Here is a 17023-nt window from a genome sequence, read left to right on the forward strand (position 1 = left end):
CGAGTGGGTCTTGCCCTCCAGTCAGGTGGAGGTACCGCAAGCCCTAAGATCGTCCATTCGGTAGGCGTTAAACTCGGCCTCGAAGCCACAGATCCGTTCCGGGGTCGCATACAGCAGTTTCAATTACTCTACGGTAACGCTTTTCGCCAAATTCCTCGGCTGGTCCACATCAGTCCCTTTGAGCACCGCCACATGATAGGACAGAAGCTGCAGTGGCACGGTGTAGACAATCGGAGCCGTAATCGGATGCACGGATGGAATCTGCATCACGTGAATGCCGTCTTCGGCTTTCACGTCGGCCTTTCTATCAGCGAAGACAAATAGCTCGCCGCCACGGGCCCGGACTTCTTCCAGGTTGGATTTGAGCTTCTCAACCAGATCGTTGTTGGGCGCTACGGTGACCACCGGCATTTCGCTGTCGACCAGGGCCAGGGGGCCATGCTTGAGCTCGCCGGCCGGGTACGCTTCGGCGTGGATGTAGGAGATTTCCTTGAGCTTGAGGGCACCCTCGAGGGCGACCGGGAACTGGGAACCGCGGCCCAGAAACAGGCTGTGGTTCTTATCTATGAATGCCTTGGACATCTCGGCGATCTCGCCATCCAGGGCCAGCACATCGCTGACCTGGCCGGGCACGAGGTGGAGGGCCTCGACGATTTCAGCTTCCTGCTCCTCGGGCAGCCCATTATGACGGGCCAGAGCCAGGGTAAAGATCAGCAATGCCGTGAGCTGGGTGGTGAATGCCTTGGTGGAGGCCACGCCGATTTCCGGTCCAGCCTGGGTCATGATCACCAAGTCGGATTCCCGCACGAGGGAACTACCCGGCACGTTACAGATGGCCAATGCTGCCCGGAAACCTGCTCTTTTCGCCTGACGCAGGGCCGCCAGGGTATCGGCGGTTTCGCCGGACTGGGAGATACAGAGGAACAGGGTATCCTGCTGAATCACGTGTTTGCGGTAGCGGAACTCGGAAGCCACCTCCACCGAGCAGGCGACACCGGCCAGCTCCTCAATCCAGTAACGGGCCACCATACCGGCGTGGTAACTGGTGCCGCAGGCAATGATCTGGACATGACGAACATTCTCGAGGAGGTTTGCAGCCTCGGTACCCAGGGCCTGTTCCAGCACCCGGGTTTTGGTGACCCGGCCTTCCATGGTGGCCTTGATCACTTTGGGCTGCTCGTAGATTTCCTTGAGCATGAAGTGGCGGTACTCGCCCTTGTCGGCAGAATCGGCGCCGTGTTCGAAGCGGGCCACTTCCCGCTCCACCGAATGGCCCTCGCGATCAAGAATGGTGATGCCATCCTTCTTGATGTCGGCAATGTCGCCTTCTTCCAGGAACATAAAGCGATCGGTTACCGGCAGCAGGGCCAGCTGATCGGAGGCGATAAAGTTCTCGCCGATACCCACGCCGATCACCAGGGGGCTGCCTTCACGACAGACCACCATGTGGTCCGGTTCATCGGCATGGACAACAGCCAGGGCGTAGGCACCGCGAAGACGGGCAATGGAGGCCCGAACGGACTCGTGAAGGTTGCCAAGGGCACGGTAGTTCTTCTCAATCAGGTGGGCAACGACTTCGGTATCGGTCTGCGAGGTGAACTCGAAACCGTCGGCCCGGAGCTCTTCACGCAGCTCCTGATAGTTCTCGATAATACCGTTATGGACGATGGCCAGATGCTCACCGGACATGTGCGGATGGGCGTTGATCTGGGATGGCTCGCCATGGGTGGCCCAGCGGGTGTGAGCGATGCCCAGATGACCCGCGAGTGGGTTTGCTGCCATGGCATCCCCGAGAGCGGCAACCTTGCCTACTTCCCGTGCACGCTGGACGCTATGATCGCCACCGATCACGGCCATGCCCGCGGAGTCATACCCCCGATATTCCAGACGGCGCAGCCCCTCAAGAAGGATGCCCTGAACGTCCCTTTCCGAAACCGCGCCTACAATTCCACACATGCTGTTCTACCTGTCTGTTGATCGTTTGTATCAGTGTTTCTTCGGCTTTTCCCAACCGGCGATATTGCGCTGCCGGCCCCGTGCGACAGCCAGTTCGTGGTCGGCTACATCACGGGTGATGGTGGACCCGGCACCGATGGTGGCATCGGCCGCAACGGTAACCGGCGCAACCAGGGCTGTATTGGAGCCGACAAAGACCCCGTCGCCGAGCACCGTCCGGTACTTGTTCACACCATCATAATTACAGGTGATGGTTCCTGCACCCACATTCACATTACGGCCCAGTGAGGCATCACCCACATAACTCAGATGATTGATCTTGCTGCCCTCGCCGACGATAGCCTTTTTGGTTTCCACAAAGTTACCGACTTTGGTATTCGCCGCCAGTTCGGTGCCCGGACGGATGCGGGCAAACGGGCCGATCTGGGCACTGGCGCCAATCACCGCGCCCTCAATCACACTGTGTGCCTTGATCTCGGCTCCATCTGCAATGGTCGCATCCTTGATGACACAACCGGGGCCAATGGACACATTGCTACCGAGGCTGACCTTACCCTCGAATACCACGTTTACATCGATCCACAGATCATTGCCAATACTGAGCTCGCCGCGGACATCCACCCGGGCAGGATCCGCGAGCGTCGCGCCCTCTGTCATCAGTCGGTCTGCCTGCCGACGCTGGAACCAGCGTTCCAGTTCCGCCAACTGCAGGCGATTGTTGACCCCCTGCACTTCAAAAGGATTCTCCGGCTGGGACACCGAAACACGAAGGCCCTGGTCCACCGCCATGGCAATAATGTCGGTAAGGTAGTATTCGCCCTGGGCATTGCTGTTGGAGAGCGTAGGCAACCAGGATTTCAAGTGTTTCGCGGATACCGCCAGGATGCCCGTATTCACTTCGCGGATCTGTTGTTGCTCGGCAGACGCATCTTTCTGCTCGACGATTGACTGCACGTCGCCATTGGCATCCCGGACGATCCGGCCATAGCCCTGGGGTTTGTCCATGGTCACCGTCAAAAGACCCAGGGTGTTGTCATCCAGGGTGCCAACCAGCCCCTCGAGGGTTTCATGGCGGGTCAGCGGCACATCGCCGTAGAGAACGAGAACCCGCGCGTCATCGGGCAAATCCGGCAGGGCCTGAGCGACAGCGTGGCCGGTACCCAACTGCTCGCTCTGGGTGACCCAGTTTACCGAGGCTTCAGTCGTAGCTTCCCGGACCTTGTCAGCGCCATGGCCGATCACCGTATGGATCTTTTCGGCACCAAGCTGTTTAGCCGTTTCGATAACATGATGGAGCATCGGGCGGCCGGCAATAGGATGCAGTACCTTGGGCAATGCGGATTTCATTCTGGAACCCTGGCCGGCGGCCAGAATGACGACGTGTAGCGGGCTCATGGAAAAGTCAGGCTCCCGGAGTGTTTACTCTCTGAATGCTGAAAATAAAAAACCGCACCCTTCAAGGCCGGATGGCCAACGTAACACGTTGGTCTTCCAGCCGCTCAGGATGCGGCTTCGGTGTTCGGCAAACCCGAAACGAAAATGCTTAGCGCATTTTGTTACGCAGCTGCTGGATGGTACGAAGCTGCGCAACAGCCTCGGCCAGCTCTGCAGCGGCACGGGAGTACTCGAATTCACCAGTCTTGTTGGCAAGTGCTTTCTCGGCTTCTTTCTGAGCTTCGAGCGCGGCTGCTTCGTCCACATCCTTTGCACGAACAGCGGTATCCGCCAACAAAGTCACCAGATTGGGCTGGACTTCCAGATACCCGCCTGACACGTAAAGAATTTCTTCTTCACCGCCCTGCTTGATAATCCGAATAGGGCCCGGCTTCAGCTGGGTCAGCAGCGGGGTGTGACCCGGGGCAATACCCAGGTCACCTTCAGAGCCCGCTGCGATCAGCATTTCCACCAATCCGGAATAGATCTTTGTTTCGGCACTTACCACATCACAATGCACGGTCATACCCATGTCAGTTGCCTCTTTGATCGATCCGGAAACAAGTGCTCAGGCGCAAATTACTTCTTGGCCTTAGCCTTCATTTCCTTCGCTTTCTCGACCGCTTCCTCAATGGTACCAACCATGTAGAACGCCTGCTCGGGCAGTTCGTCATAGTCGCCATTCAGGATGCCCTTAAAGCTGCTGATGGTTTCCTTGAGGGAAACGTACTTACCGGGGGAACCGGTGAAGACCTCAGCAACGTGGAACGGCTGGGACAGAAAACGCTCGATCTTACGGGCACGGGCTACGGTCAGCTTGTCTTCTTCTGACAGTTCATCCATACCCAGGATGGCGATGATGTCTTTCAGCTCCTTGTAGCGCTGCAGGTTAGTCTGCACGCCACGGGCCACTTCGTAATGCTCCTGACCGATGATCAGCGGATCCAGCTGACGAGAGGTGGAATCCAGCGGATCGATCGCCGGGTAAATACCCTTGGAAGCGATGTCACGGCTCAGTACAACGGTAGCATCCAGGTGCGAGAAGGTGGTTGCAGGCGACGGGTCAGTCAAGTCATCCGCCGGTACGTATACCGCCTGGATGGACGTGATGGAACCGTTCTTGGTGGAGGTAATACGCTCCTGCAGCTGACCCATCTCTTCGGCCAGAGTCGGCTGGTAACCTACCGCAGACGGCATACGGCCGAGCAGTGCGGATACTTCGGTACCGGCCAGGGTGTAACGGTAGATGTTGTCAACGAACAACAGTACGTCACGGCCTTCGTCCCGGAACTTCTCAGCCATGGTGAGACCGGTCAGGGCCACACGCAGACGGTTTCCAGGGGGCTCGTTCATCTGGCCGTAAACCATAGCAACCTTATCGAGAACGTTGGACTCCTTCATTTCATAGTAGAAGTCGTTACCTTCCCGGGTCCGCTCACCAACACCCGCGAATACGGAGAGACCGGAGTGCTCTTTCGCGATGTTGTTGATCAGCTCCATCATGTTTACGGTTTTACCAACACCGGCACCACCGAACAGGCCAACTTTACCACCCTTGGCGAACGGGCAGATCAGGTCGATAACCTTGATGCCGGTTTCCAGCAGGTCCGCAGACGCTGCCTGATCGGCATAGCCCGGTGCCTTGCGGTGAATCGCCCAACGCTCTTCTTCGCCGATCTCGCCGGCTTCGTCGATGGGACGACCCAGAACGTCCATGATACGGCCCAGAGTCTGGGTACCAACCGGTACCGAAATCGGGTTGCCGGTGTTTTCTGCTTTCAGGCCACGCTTCAGGCCTTCAGTGCTGCCCATGGCGATGGTACGAACAATGCCGTCACCCAGCTGCTGCTGGACTTCCAGAGTTGTTTCGCCACCTTCAAGCAGCAGTGCGTCATATACTTTGGGTACGGAGTCACGTGGGAATTCCACGTCGATAACCGCGCCAATGATCTGAACGATTTGTCCGCTACTCATGCTCGGTTCCTCGTTATCTTGATAGTCAATAAAACCAGTTGGATTGTGGGTCGGATCAGACCGAAGCGGCGCCGCTCACAATCTCCGATATCTCTTGGGTAATGGCTGCCTGACGCGCCTTGTTATAAGCCAGCTGAAGCTCGTCGATAATGCTACCGGCGTTATCAGTTGCGCTCTTCATGGCGATCATCCGGGCTGCCTGTTCACATGCCAGATTTTCTACCACACCCTGGTACACCTGGGATTCAATAAAACGTGGCAGAAGGCCATCGAGGATCTGCCTGGCATCGGGCTCGTAGAGATAATCCCACTGGTTCTTGATCTCTTCTTCGTCTTCGCTCTCAGGCAGGGGCAGAAGCTGCTCCACCTTCGGGCTTTGGGTCATGGTGTTGACGAACTCGTTGCTGACCACATAAAGACGGTCGATCTTGCCTTCCGAGAACGCATCCAGCATAACCTTGACGTTGCCGATGAGTTTTTCAGAGCTCGGGCTGTCCCCCAGATGGGTCAGCGCCGCGACGACATTGCCGCCGTAGCTCCGGAAAAAGGAAGCCCCTTTCTGCCCGATGGCGCACAGATCGGTTTCCACTCCTTTTTCTTTCCACGCTTTCATTTCACGGACAAGCGCTTTGAACAGGTTGATGTTCAGACCACCACAGAGGCCACGATCAGTTGACACCACGATATAGCCCACGCGCTTGACCTCGCGCTCGACCATGAACGGGTGCTTGTACTGAGCATTCGCCTTGGCAATGTGCCCGATCACCTGACGCATCTTGTCGGCATACGGGCGAGTTGCCTGCATGCGTTCCTGAGCCTTACGCATTTTACTCGCAGCCACCATTTCCATGGCGCTGGTGATTTTCTGCGTGCTCTTGATGCTTGAAATCTGGTTACGTATTTCTTTGCCGACGGCCATAACTCACTGCCTTCTCAAGTTAGACACTCGTTGCTACGAAAAGCGGCCCGCGACAATTGCCGCAGGCCCATTTTCTTACCAGCTCTGAGTGGTCTTGAATTTCTCAAGTGCAGCTTTGAGGCCGGCAGCGATTTCGTCGTTGTAATCGCCTTTCTCGTTGATCTTGTCGAGGAGGTCTTTCTGCTCGGAGCGCATCCAGTCGAGCATCTGCGCTTCAAACTTCACTACCTTGTCGACATCAACGTCGTCCAGGAAGCCTTCGTTGGCTGCGAACAGAACCGTACCCATTTCAGCCACAGACATCGGGCTGTACTGGTTCTGCTTCATGAGTTCCGTTACACGCTGACCGTGCTCAAGCTGCTGACGGGTTGCTTCGTCGAGGTCGGAAGCAAACTGTGCGAAAGCGGCCAGTTCACGATACTGGGCCAGAGCCAGACGGATGTTACCGCCAAGCTTCTTCATGATCTTGGTCTGGGCCGAACCACCTACCCGGGATACGGAGATACCGGCGTTCATCGCCGGACGGATACCGGAGTTGAACAGGTTGGTTTCCAGGAAGATCTGACCGTCGGTAATGGAGATTACGTTGGTCGGTACGAACGCGGACACGTCACCAGCCTGGGTTTCGATGATCGGCAGGGCGGTCAGGGAACCGGTCTGGCCTTTCACTTCACCGTTGGTCAGCTGCTCAACGTAATCAGCGTTTACACGGGACGCGCGCTCCAGCAGACGTGAGTGCAGGTAGAATACGTCACCCGGGTATGCTTCACGGCCCGGCGGACGACGCAGCAGCAGGGAGATCTGGCGGTAAGCCACAGCCTGCTTGGACAGATCATCATAGATGATCAGGGCGTCTTCACCACGGTCACGGAAGTATTCACCCATGGAGGTACCGGAGTACGGAGCCAGGAACTGCATCGCTGCAGGATCGGCGGCACCGGCGGCAACCACGATGGTGTGATCCATGGCACCGTGCTCTTCCAGCTTGCGCACAACGGCGGCAATGGAAGACTGCTTCTGACCGACGGCAACGTAGATACACTTGATGCCGGTGTCTTTCTGGTTAATGATCGCGTCGATGGCGACAGCGGTCTTACCGATCTGACGGTCACCGATGATCAGCTCACGCTGGCCGCGACCGATCGGCACCATGGTGTCGATTGCCTTCAGACCAGTCTGAACCGGCTCATCAACGGACTGACGAGCGATAACGCCCGGTGCAACCTTTTCGACCGGAGAGGTCAGGTCGGTACCGAGGTCGCCCTTGCCGTCGATGGGGTTACCCAGAGCGTCGACCACACGGCCCATCAGTTCCGGACCAACCGGTACTTCCAGGATGCGGCCGGTGCAACGAACTTTCTGGCCTTCGGCCAGATCTTCGTAGTCACCCAGCACAACCGCACCAACGGAATCACGCTCCAGGTTCAGAGCCATGCCGAAAGTGCCGTTGGCAAATTCAATCATCTCGCCGTACATAACGTCGGCCAGACCGTGGATCAGCACGATACCGTCGGATACCGACAGGATCGTACCTTCGTTCTTTGCTTCGGAAGAGATGTCGAGTTTCTCGATTCTCTTCTTGATGATGTCACTGATCTCGGATGGATTCAGTTGCTGCATGCCAATATCCTCAAACCTTGTGCTGAAATCAGGAGCCCAGAGCGTCGGCCAGCTTGGTCAGCTTTCCGCGTACAGATGCGTCAATGACCATATCGCCGGTGCGAATAATCACGCCGCCAATAAGAGACTTGTCCAATGACGCTGCGAGTGACACTTGCCGCTCGAGTTTCTTCGAAAGTGCCTGGGCGAGCTTCTGTTGCTGTTCGTCCGTCAGCTCGAAAGCCGCGGTGACTTCGATATCAACAGTGCGCTCCAGATCAGCCCGGTACGTGTTGAAGAGCGCTGCAATCTCAGGAAGAAGAGTCAGCCGGCGGTTTTCAGCCAGTACAGCGAAAAAGTTGCGGACCTGATCGGTGACGCCATCTTCAGCGACCTCCAGAATCAGTTCTGCCTTCTTCTGCTCTTCCAGACCCGGATTCGCGAGAAGCTGTCGAATGTCTTTGTTCGCGGTGACCTGCCCGGCAACTGTCAGCACCTGGGACCACTCAGCCAGCTGTTCATGCTCCTGAGCGGCACTAAATGCTGCCTTTGCGTAGGGACGGGCCAGCGTTCTCAGTTCTGCCATGATGAACCTCGTCGTTTAAAGTTCTGCCGCCAGTTTTTCCAACATCTCGTTGTGCTTGGAGGCATCGACAGAGGTTTCCAGGATCTTCTCAGCACCGGCAACAGCAATGGTGGCAATTTCTGCACGCAAAGCGTCACGGGCCTGATTGCGCTCCTGTTCAATTTCGGCCTTGGCCTGCTCAATCAGCTTCTGGCCTTCCTTGCGGGCGTCATCCTTGGATGCTTCCACAATCTGGGCCGCGCGCTTGTTGGCCTGTTCAATCAGACCAGCAGCTTGCTGCTTGGCTTCACGCAGTTCCTGAGCTGACTTTTCCTGAGCCAGTTCCAGATCGCGCGCAGCGCGGTCTGAGGCAGCCAGTCCGTCAGCGATCTTCTTTTGACGCTCCTGCAGTGCGGCCATGATTGGCGGCCACACGTACTTCATGCAGAAGACGACAAAGATAAAGAACGCGATGGCTTGACCAATCATCGTCAAATTAATGTTCACGTCTTCACCTCTCGCCTGTTTTGTTAAGAATCATCTGACCGGGGTAAAACCCCGGCTCTGGCGACTCGATTAACCGGCGATCTGGCCGACAAACGGGTTGGCGAAAGTGAAGAACAGAGCGATACCAACACCGATCATGGTTACGGCGTCCAGCAGACCTGCAACGATGAACATTTTAACCTGCAGCATCGGGGTCATTTCCGGCTGACGCGCAGCGCCTTCCAGGAACTTGCCACCGAGGATACCAAAGCCAATCGCAGTACCCAGGGCACCCAGGCCAATCAGCAGTGCAACGGCAATAGCGGTCATTCCAACTACAGTTTCCATGATAACTCCCAGTTTTCAGTTAGGTTTTTCAGTTTAAGGGTTTAGAACTACGGCTTAATGGTGTCCGATCAGTGACTGTCTTCGTGAGCCATGCTCAGGTACACGATCGTCAACATCATAAAGATGAATGCCTGCAGGGTGATAACCAGAATGTGGAAAATCGCCCAGGGTACAGACAGTGCCCACTGTGCCCAAAACGGCAGCAGTGCAATCAGGATAAAGATCAGCTCGCCTGCGTACAGGTTACCGAACAGACGCAGCGCCAGTGAGATCGGCTTGGCGATCAGGCTCACGCCTTCCAGCAGGAAGTTGATCGGGACGAGCAAAATCTTCAGGAACAGATTGTCTGAAGAGAAGGGGTGCAGGGTCAGCTCACCAACGAAGCCACCCACGCCCTTCACTTTCAGGCTGTAATAGATGATCAGAGCGAATACGGACAGGGACATGCCCAGAGTAACGTTTACATCCGTAGTCGGAACGACCTTCATGTATTCCAGACCCATCAGGTGGAACAGCTGGGGCAGGAAGTCCACCGGCACCAGGTCCATCAGGTTCATCAGGAATACCCAGCAGAAAATGGTCAGCGACAGCGGCGCAATCACCTTGTTCTTGCCGTGGAAGGTTTCCTTCACACTCTGGTCGACGAACTCAACCATCACTTCAACGAAATTCTGCAGCCCGCCGGGCTGATCCGAGGTGGCACGCTTCGCGGCCAGACGGAAAATAAACAGGAACAGGGCACCGAGCGCGACCGCCCAGCCCAGAGAATCTATGTGCAGAGCCCAGAAGCCCATGTCGGATGCTTCCTTGCCGGTATGAGCCAGCGTCCAGGTTGCATCTTGAAGTACGGTTCCGTCGGCACGCTCATAGCCTGCCGGCAGCTTACCGTAGGTGAGGTTCTGGAGGTGATGCTGGATATATTCGGATGCACTTCCTGCCATAACGGTTTCCCAGGTCCAGTTAGCTTTGCTGCGTATTGCTGCCCGCCAGAAGCGGCGTCAACCAATTGGTGACCAGCATGATCGCAAATGTTAAAAAAAGTGCCGCTATATCAAGCGGCTGAATCCATTTAAACACCATCGTGAAAAGGATGGCGCACAGGATGAGCTTGCCGGCCTCACCCTGGTAAAAAGAAGTCATGATCTTCCTGGCAGACCGCGCGCCGGCGTAGCGGAATGCCTTGAGCGCAAAATAACCATGGGGGATCAAAAAAATAAGTCCACCCAGCAGCGCTGAATAACCGGAAACCTGGCCTCGCAAGAGAAACGCCAGGCTGACAAAGACAAGTACCACACTCTCTATTACAAACCATCGTGCGATGGGCGGGCGGCCAATACCGCCTGAAGCTGCCTTCGTCATGTTCGTCCCGGAAGTACGGTGCTTTTCGGTCGATGTCGTCTAAAAAGTAAGCAAATACACCGATACGAGCGCCGCAGATTATATGTGTTCAATGTGCACGAATCAACAAAACCGGGCAGCGGCCGGTCCGTCAAAAGCGGCGTAATAACTGGGTTTTGGCAATTTTAGTCACAAATAGACGGCCGTTCAGTTTTTCACCACTACATGTTGTGTACACAGCCAGGTACGAACTTTCGTAGGGGGCCCGGAAGGCCGATAAAACCCCGACCTTTTATTTGATATGGCCAAGAATGCCGTCAAGTTCATCCAGGGAGCTGTATTCAATCACCAGCTTGCCTTTGCCACGCTGACCATGATCAATCGACACCCGTGCGCCCAGTCGCTCGGCCAGATCATCCTGCAGGGCGCGAATGTTGGGGTCCACAGTTCCCTTTTTTCTGGATTTGCTGTCCGGGGTTTCCTGCTGCACCCGCCTTACCAGAGCTTCGGTCTGGCGAACCGACAGGGATTTGGCCACCACCTGTTTGGCCACCTGCATCTGCAGTTCCGGAGCCAGGGTCAGCATCGCTCGGCCGTGGCCCATTTCCAGATCGCCATGCTCGAGCATGATACGAACGTCTTCAGACAAACCGATCAATCGTAGCAGGTTGGTAATGGTGGTGCGGGATTTACCAACGGCTTCGGCCACCTGGGCCTGGGTCAGGCCAAACTCGTCCTGCAGACGCTGAAGGGCGAAGGCTTCTTCAATGGGATTGAGGTTCTCGCGCTGGATGTTCTCGATCAGCGCCATGGCGATGGCGGCTTCATCGGGAACATCCCGGATGATGGCAGGAATGCTATCCAGGCCGGCCATCTGGGTAGCACGCCAGCGGCGCTCACCCGCAATCAGCTCATAGCGGCCTTCGGCGATGGGACGAACCACCACTGGCTGCATTACGCCCTGCTGACGAATGGAATCCGCCAGTTCCTGCAGGGCCGCGGGGTCCATGTCGCGCCGGGGCTGGTACCGGCCGCGTTGGATCAGATCAATGGGAACTTCGCGGAGTTCCCCATCGTGGTCTTTCAGCTCCTGGTCAAGATTGACCTTGGAGCCCGCCAGCAGGGCGCCCAGTCCACGTTCACCCAATCCTCGTTTCTTCGCCGCCATGGTGTCAGTCATTCTTCCCGTTGAAAATCGTTGTGCTTAAGTGAGTGACAGGGCGGTATGTTACACCGCAACCGGCGCGGATGTCTTTTTTGAACCATGGCGACGCACCATCTCGCCGGCCAGGGCGAGGTAGGCAATGGCGCCCTTGGAGGCCCGGTCGTACTTCAGGGCGGGTACGCCATAGCTTGGCGCCTCGGCCAGGCGGACATTGCGGGGAATCACCGCACGATACACCTTGTCGCCGAAGTACTCACTCAGCTGACCGGAAACATCCAGGGTCAGACTGTTCCGCGGGTCGTACATGGTGCGAAGGATGCCTTCAACCTGCAGATTCGGGTTAACCGTTTCCTGGATCTGCTCAACGGTGTTCATCAGCGCCGCCAGACCCTCCAGTGCGTAGTACTCGCACTGCATGGGAATCAGTACAGAGTCGGCCGCCGACAGGGCGTTCACCGTCAGCAGGCTGAGTGATGGAGGGCAATCAATGAGGATGTAATCGTAGTTGTCGCGAACGGTATTCAAGGCCAGGCGCAGGCGATGCTCACGACCGATTTCGTTCATCAGCTCGACTTCAGCGGCGGTCAGGTCGCCGTTGGCCGGCAGGATATCGAAACCGGAGGCCTCGGCGGGAATGATCACCTCGGCAGCGCTGGCGCGCTTGGTCAACATGTCGTAGCCGGACAGTTCCAGGGCATTTTTATCCACACCGCTGCCCATGGTGGCGTTGCCCTGGGGATCCATATCCACCAGCAACACCCGGCGTTTGGTCGCGGCCAGGGAGGCGGCCAGGTTGACGCAGGTGGTGGTTTTGCCCACACCGCCTTTCTGATTGGTCACTGCAATCACGCGCGCCATGTCCTGCCTCCTTGTTTATGGGTTTGCGGTAGAGAAATTCGACTGCCGAACTACCGGGAATTCGCGGCCCGGGCGACCACCAGAAGATGGCGCTCGCCATCGGCACCGGGAACGTCCAGGGAATGGCTGGATTTTACCTGCCAGCCAGCCGGGAGGGCAGCTACTTCATCATCCGGAAACTGACCTTTCATGGCAAGGAACTCACCCTCATTTGCCAACAGATCGCCACACCAGTTCACCAGATTCTCCAACGCGGTAAAGGCGCGACTGCTGATCTGGGCGAAGGGTTCTTCGGGGCTGCAATCCTCCGCACGGCCATGAATAACCTCCACGTTACCCAACCCCAGCTCCAACACACACTGGTTGAGAAAGCGGGTTTTCTTGCCGTTACTGTCGAGCAGGGTAAATCGCTTTTCCGGCAGTGCAATCGCCAGGGGAATACCCGGCAATCCGCCGCCGGCACCCACATCCAGAAGATGATCCGTAGTTACCCAGGGCAAAATGCTCAGGCTGTCGAGCAGCTGCCGGGACACCATCACACGCTCATCACGCACAGCCGTGAGGTTGTAAGCCCGGTTCCACTTGTTAAGCAGGCCCAGAAAAGCCAGCAGCTTTTCCTGCCGATCCTCATCCAGGGACAGGCCCATTGTGGCCAGTCCATCCCGGAGCTGGCCGTGCCAGAGTGACTTGGTCATGGGCGCAGATCAGGCCGACTGTTTGCGCAGCAGGTCGCGCTTTTTCAGGTGCACCAGGATCTGGCTCACCGCCGCCGGGGTCACACCCTGGATACGTGAGGCCTGAGCTACGGTTTCCGGCCGAACGGTCTTGAGCTTCTGCTTGATCTCGTTGGACAGGCCGCCGATGACGTCATAATCCAGATCCACCGGCAGGGCGGTGTTCTCGTTCTTACGGAGCCGCTCGATCTCGTCGGTCTGACGGGAAATATAACCCTCGTACTTGATCTCGATTTCCACCTGATCCGCGACCACCGGATCTTCCGCTTTCTCGGCACCGATCTCGGCAATGTGGCTGTAGACAATCTCGGGCCGGCGCAGCAGCTCGGCCAGAGACTGATCACGGGTCATCGGCTGCTTGAGAAAGCCGTTGGCGCGCTCACCGGCCTCGGTATTCGGATGAATCCGGGTGGCCTCGAGGCGGCTACGCTCGGTGGCGATCGCATCGCGCTTGTCATTGAACTTCTGCCAGCGCTCATCATTCACCAGGCCGAGCTTGCGACCGGTTTCGGTCAGACGCAGATCGGCATTGTCCTCGCGCAGAATCAGGCGATACTCGGCGCGGCTGGTAAACATGCGATAGGGCTCGGACGTGCCCATGGTGATCAGGTCATCCACCAGCACACCCAGGTAGGCCTCGTCCCGGCGCGGGTACCATTCGTCTTTTTCCTGGGCGCGCAGGGCAGCATTGATCCCCGCCAGCAGACCCTGGGCCCCGGCTTCTTCATAGCCGGTGGTGCCGTTGATCTGGCCGGCGAAATACAGACCGTGGATGAACTTGGTTTCCAGGGTGTGACGCAGGTCCTGCGGATTCAGGTAATCGTATTCAATGGCATAACCGGGCCGCGTGATATGGGCATTTTCAAAGCCGGGAATCGAACGGACCGCCGCCAGCTGGATATCAAAGGGCAGGCTTGTGGAAATGCCGTTCGGGTAGAGCTCGTTGGTGGTCAGTCCTTCCGGCTCCACAAAGATCTGGTGGGAGTCCTTGTCGGCAAACCGGTTCACCTTGTCTTCGATCGACGGGCAATAGCGGGGGCCCACGCCCTCGATGCTGCCGGCAAACATCGGCGAGCGGTCGAAACCGCTGCGAATAATATCGTGGGTCTGTTCAGTGGTCCGGGTCACGTAGCAGCAGACCTGTTCCGGGTGCTGGCTACGATTGCCGATAAAGGACATCACCGGGGTAGGGTCATCACCCCACTGCTCCTGCATCACTGAGAAATCCACAGACCGTGCATCGATGCGCGGCGGCGTGCCGGTTTTCAGACGTCCGACATTGAACGGCAGTTCCCGCAACCGCTGGGCCAGGGCGTTGGCCGGCGCATCACCGGCGCGGCCGCCGGCATGGTGTTGCATACCGATGTGGATAACTCCGCCGAGGAAGGTACCGGTGGTGAGCACCACGGTCTTGGCGTTGAAGCGGATGCCGGTCTGGGTAACGACACCGGTGACCTGGTCGTTTTCCACAATCAGGTCGTCCGCCGCCTGCTGGAACAGGGTCAGGTTCGGCTGGCTTTCCAGGGTATGGCGAATGGCCGCCTTGTAGAGAACGCGATCAGCCTGGGCACGGGTGGCGCGCACGGCCGGACCCTTGCGGCTGTTCAGTACCCGGAACTGGATACCGGCCTTGTCGGTGGCTTCGGCCATGGCGCCACCCAGGGCATCAATTTCTTTAACCAGATGGCTTTTGCCAATACCGCCGATGGCCGGGTTGCAGGACATCTGGCCCAGGGTCTCAATGTTGTGGGTCAGCAGCAGGGTCTGGGAACCCATGCGTGCAGCCGCCAGCGCGGCCTCGGTACCGGCATGGCCACCACCAATGACAATGACATCGAAACGGGTCGGAAAATCCACAGCTCACCTCGGAAATCGGGGGATAAAATAGGGCGGCGAGTATAACGCCTCACCCAGGAAATTGCAGTCAGAATGTGCAAATTTTAACCAGAGAAAGCTGGGGTTAAAAGCTGATTGCCCCCGTGCACCGTACCCGAGGGCTTCCCTGGCGAAGTTCAGTGGATAGTGGAAAACCGAAATTCATGGCTTTTCAGACGCTTGGATCACTCTTCTCAGAAAAGTTTTCAAGAAAGTTATCCACATGCAAGACTACTTGTTAAACACCCTAAAAAATGATTTAAAATTTTGTTTTTTATCGAATTTCTATAATTCATCCGGAGTGTTTCCGCAGGTTTTCCAACTAATTATCCACAGAGTGTGAGGCGGTTTTTCGCCGAAGCCGCCAGACCACCAGTAACACCAGCCCGTTCAGGAGTGAAAGCAGCAGGAAAAACCCCGGAATGCTGATTCCCAGAAATCCCAGCACCACGATGCCGGCCAGGGCACTCACCACCATGAACAACGCGTTGATGACATTCAGTGCGGCGATGATACGGGCACGTTTGGCCCGTGGTGTTTCGTGCTGGATAAAGGCGTACAGGGGCACGATGAAAAGACCACCGCAGATACCGATACCCACCAGATCCATTAACACCCTCAGGTAAACGGGATCGGTGACCAGTGTCCACCAGGTCGAGGCCTCCGGATCGTCCGGCACCGCAAAATACAGATCAATCCCGAACAGACTAAGCCCCAGGGCCCCCCAGGGCACGGGTGCCAGGGTAATGCGGTGCTTGGTAAGCCGCTCACACATCATGGAGCCGATCGAAATGCCGATGGTGAACATGGCCAGCAGCAGGGTGACAACAGTTTCATCGCCCAGCAGATTGGTGCGGGCAAAATTGGGAAACTGGGTCAGGTACGCCGCGCCAAGAAACCAGAACCAGGAGATGGTCAACACCGCCAGCAACACCTGGCGACGCTCGGCCGCCAGAGCCATCAGCCTCCAGGTTTCCACCACCGGCCGGAAGCGTACATTAACTCCCGAACCGTCGGGTTCGGTCGCCGGTACCTGGCGTGCCGCCAGATAACCAAGCACCGCCATAACCACAACCGCAATCGCCGTCAGCCGGGCGGCGGCCTCAAAGCCCATCAACAGGCCCGCGGCAATGGTGCCCAGGAGAATTGCCACAAAGGTGCCCATGCCCACCAGACCGTTGCCACCCACCAGTTCATCGTCCGCCAGCACCTGGGGCAGGATGGCGTATTTCACCGGGCCGAAGAAGGTGGACTGGGTGCCCATCAGGAACAGCAGTACCAACAACAACTCGTACCAGCCGAACCATAGCCCAACCGCGGCAACGGACATGATCACGATCTCTGCCAGCTTCACATTCCGGATGATCCGGGACTTCTCATAGCGGTCGGCCATTTCGCCGGCAATGCCAGAGAACAGGAAGAACGGCAGGATGAACAGGAAGGCCGCCAGGTTAACCACCACATTCACGGACAGCCCCATCAAGCTGCCGGCGCTGTAGGTGATCAACAGCAACAGCGCGTTCTTGAACAGGTTATCGTTAAAGGCGCCGGAGAACTGGGTCAGGTAAAACGGCAGGAAACGGCGTTGGCCCAGCAAACGGAACTGACTTTTTGATGGCATCAAGGAATCCTGTTTTGGTGCATTGCCAACCTTGCCGTTCAGAATCTGCCCGCATCTGGTGCAATTGTTCTAAAACCGATAGCGAAGTTCATTTATCTGACGGGTTTAAGCAAAGTTAACTGCTTGTTTTTTGGCTCTCTGGTACGGAATT

Annotated in this window: 16 protein-coding genes; all 16 read right to left on the reverse strand. The window is 57.0% G+C overall.

Annotated features, from left to right (window positions below):
* Window positions 1–123: 123 nt before the first annotated feature.
* A complete protein-coding gene (glmS, locus tag ACO06L_RS13815; protein ID WP_064229491.1) occupies window positions 124–1956 on the reverse strand; it encodes a glutamine--fructose-6-phosphate transaminase (isomerizing) in 1833 nt (610 codons plus the stop codon).
* Between the two features lie 30 nt (window positions 1957–1986).
* The gene (gene glmU / locus ACO06L_RS13820) at window positions 1987–3351 is read right to left on the reverse strand and encodes a bifunctional UDP-N-acetylglucosamine diphosphorylase/glucosamine-1-phosphate N-acetyltransferase GlmU (protein ID WP_064229490.1); all 1365 of its coding nucleotides are present in this window, start codon (window positions 3349–3351) and stop codon (window positions 1987–1989) included.
* Between the two features lie 148 nt (window positions 3352–3499).
* Window positions 3500–3922 carry a F0F1 ATP synthase subunit epsilon gene (locus ACO06L_RS13825; protein WP_008172596.1) on the reverse strand — a complete coding sequence of 141 codons (423 nt, stop codon included), beginning with the start codon at window positions 3920–3922 and terminating at the stop codon, window positions 3500–3502.
* Window positions 3923–3969: 47 nt separating this feature from the next.
* Window positions 3970–5364 (reverse strand): F0F1 ATP synthase subunit beta, encoded by a 1395-nt coding sequence (atpD, locus tag ACO06L_RS13830; protein WP_064229489.1) that lies wholly within the window; start codon window positions 5362–5364, stop codon window positions 3970–3972.
* Window positions 5365–5419: 55 nt separating this feature from the next.
* A complete protein-coding gene (atpG, locus tag ACO06L_RS13835; protein WP_008172593.1) occupies window positions 5420–6283 on the reverse strand; it encodes a F0F1 ATP synthase subunit gamma in 864 nt (287 codons plus the stop codon).
* 75 nt (window positions 6284–6358) lie between these two features.
* Window positions 6359–7903: a F0F1 ATP synthase subunit alpha gene (gene atpA, locus ACO06L_RS13840; protein WP_008172590.1), complete on the reverse strand. Its 1545-nt coding sequence runs from the start codon at window positions 7901–7903 to the stop codon at window positions 6359–6361.
* A gap of 28 nt (window positions 7904–7931) precedes the next feature.
* Window positions 7932–8468: a F0F1 ATP synthase subunit delta gene (locus ACO06L_RS13845; RefSeq protein ID WP_064229488.1), complete on the reverse strand. Its 537-nt coding sequence runs from the start codon at window positions 8466–8468 to the stop codon at window positions 7932–7934.
* A 15-nt stretch (window positions 8469–8483) separates the two neighbouring features.
* Entirely contained in the window at window positions 8484–8954 is a 471-nt protein-coding gene (locus ACO06L_RS13850) for a F0F1 ATP synthase subunit B (protein ID WP_174805021.1), read from the reverse strand.
* Window positions 8955–9023: 69 nt separating this feature from the next.
* Entirely contained in the window at window positions 9024–9281 is a 258-nt protein-coding gene (gene atpE / locus ACO06L_RS13855) for a F0F1 ATP synthase subunit C (protein ID WP_012138088.1), read from the reverse strand.
* Between the two features lie 68 nt (window positions 9282–9349).
* Entirely contained in the window at window positions 9350–10222 is an 873-nt protein-coding gene (gene atpB, locus ACO06L_RS13860; RefSeq protein ID WP_064229486.1) for a F0F1 ATP synthase subunit A, read from the reverse strand.
* Window positions 10223–10241: 19 nt separating this feature from the next.
* The gene (locus ACO06L_RS13865) at window positions 10242–10640 is read right to left on the reverse strand and encodes a F0F1 ATP synthase subunit I (protein ID WP_064229485.1); all 399 of its coding nucleotides are present in this window, start codon (window positions 10638–10640) and stop codon (window positions 10242–10244) included.
* Window positions 10641–10911: 271 nt separating this feature from the next.
* On the reverse strand, window positions 10912–11787 hold the full coding sequence (locus ACO06L_RS13870; protein WP_064230093.1) for a ParB/RepB/Spo0J family partition protein: 876 nt from the start codon (window positions 11785–11787) through the stop codon (window positions 10912–10914).
* A gap of 60 nt (window positions 11788–11847) precedes the next feature.
* Window positions 11848–12642, reverse strand: a complete 795-nt coding sequence (locus tag ACO06L_RS13875; RefSeq protein ID WP_008172572.1) for a ParA family protein — start codon at window positions 12640–12642, stop codon at window positions 11848–11850.
* 50 nt (window positions 12643–12692) lie between these two features.
* Entirely contained in the window at window positions 12693–13337 is a 645-nt protein-coding gene (rsmG, locus tag ACO06L_RS13880; protein WP_064229484.1) for a 16S rRNA (guanine(527)-N(7))-methyltransferase RsmG, read from the reverse strand.
* Window positions 13338–13346: 9 nt separating this feature from the next.
* Window positions 13347–15233 carry a tRNA uridine-5-carboxymethylaminomethyl(34) synthesis enzyme MnmG gene (gene mnmG, locus ACO06L_RS13885; protein ID WP_064229483.1) on the reverse strand — a complete coding sequence of 629 codons (1887 nt, stop codon included), beginning with the start codon at window positions 15231–15233 and terminating at the stop codon, window positions 13347–13349.
* 340 nt (window positions 15234–15573) lie between these two features.
* On the reverse strand, window positions 15574–16872 hold the full coding sequence (locus ACO06L_RS13890; RefSeq protein ID WP_064229482.1) for an MFS transporter: 1299 nt from the start codon (window positions 16870–16872) through the stop codon (window positions 15574–15576).
* Between the last annotated feature and the right edge of the window lie 151 nt (window positions 16873–17023).

Origin of the sequence: Marinobacter sp., from assembly GCF_965229985.1 — a bacterium.
GTDB lineage: Bacteria > Pseudomonadota > Gammaproteobacteria > Pseudomonadales > Oleiphilaceae > Marinobacter.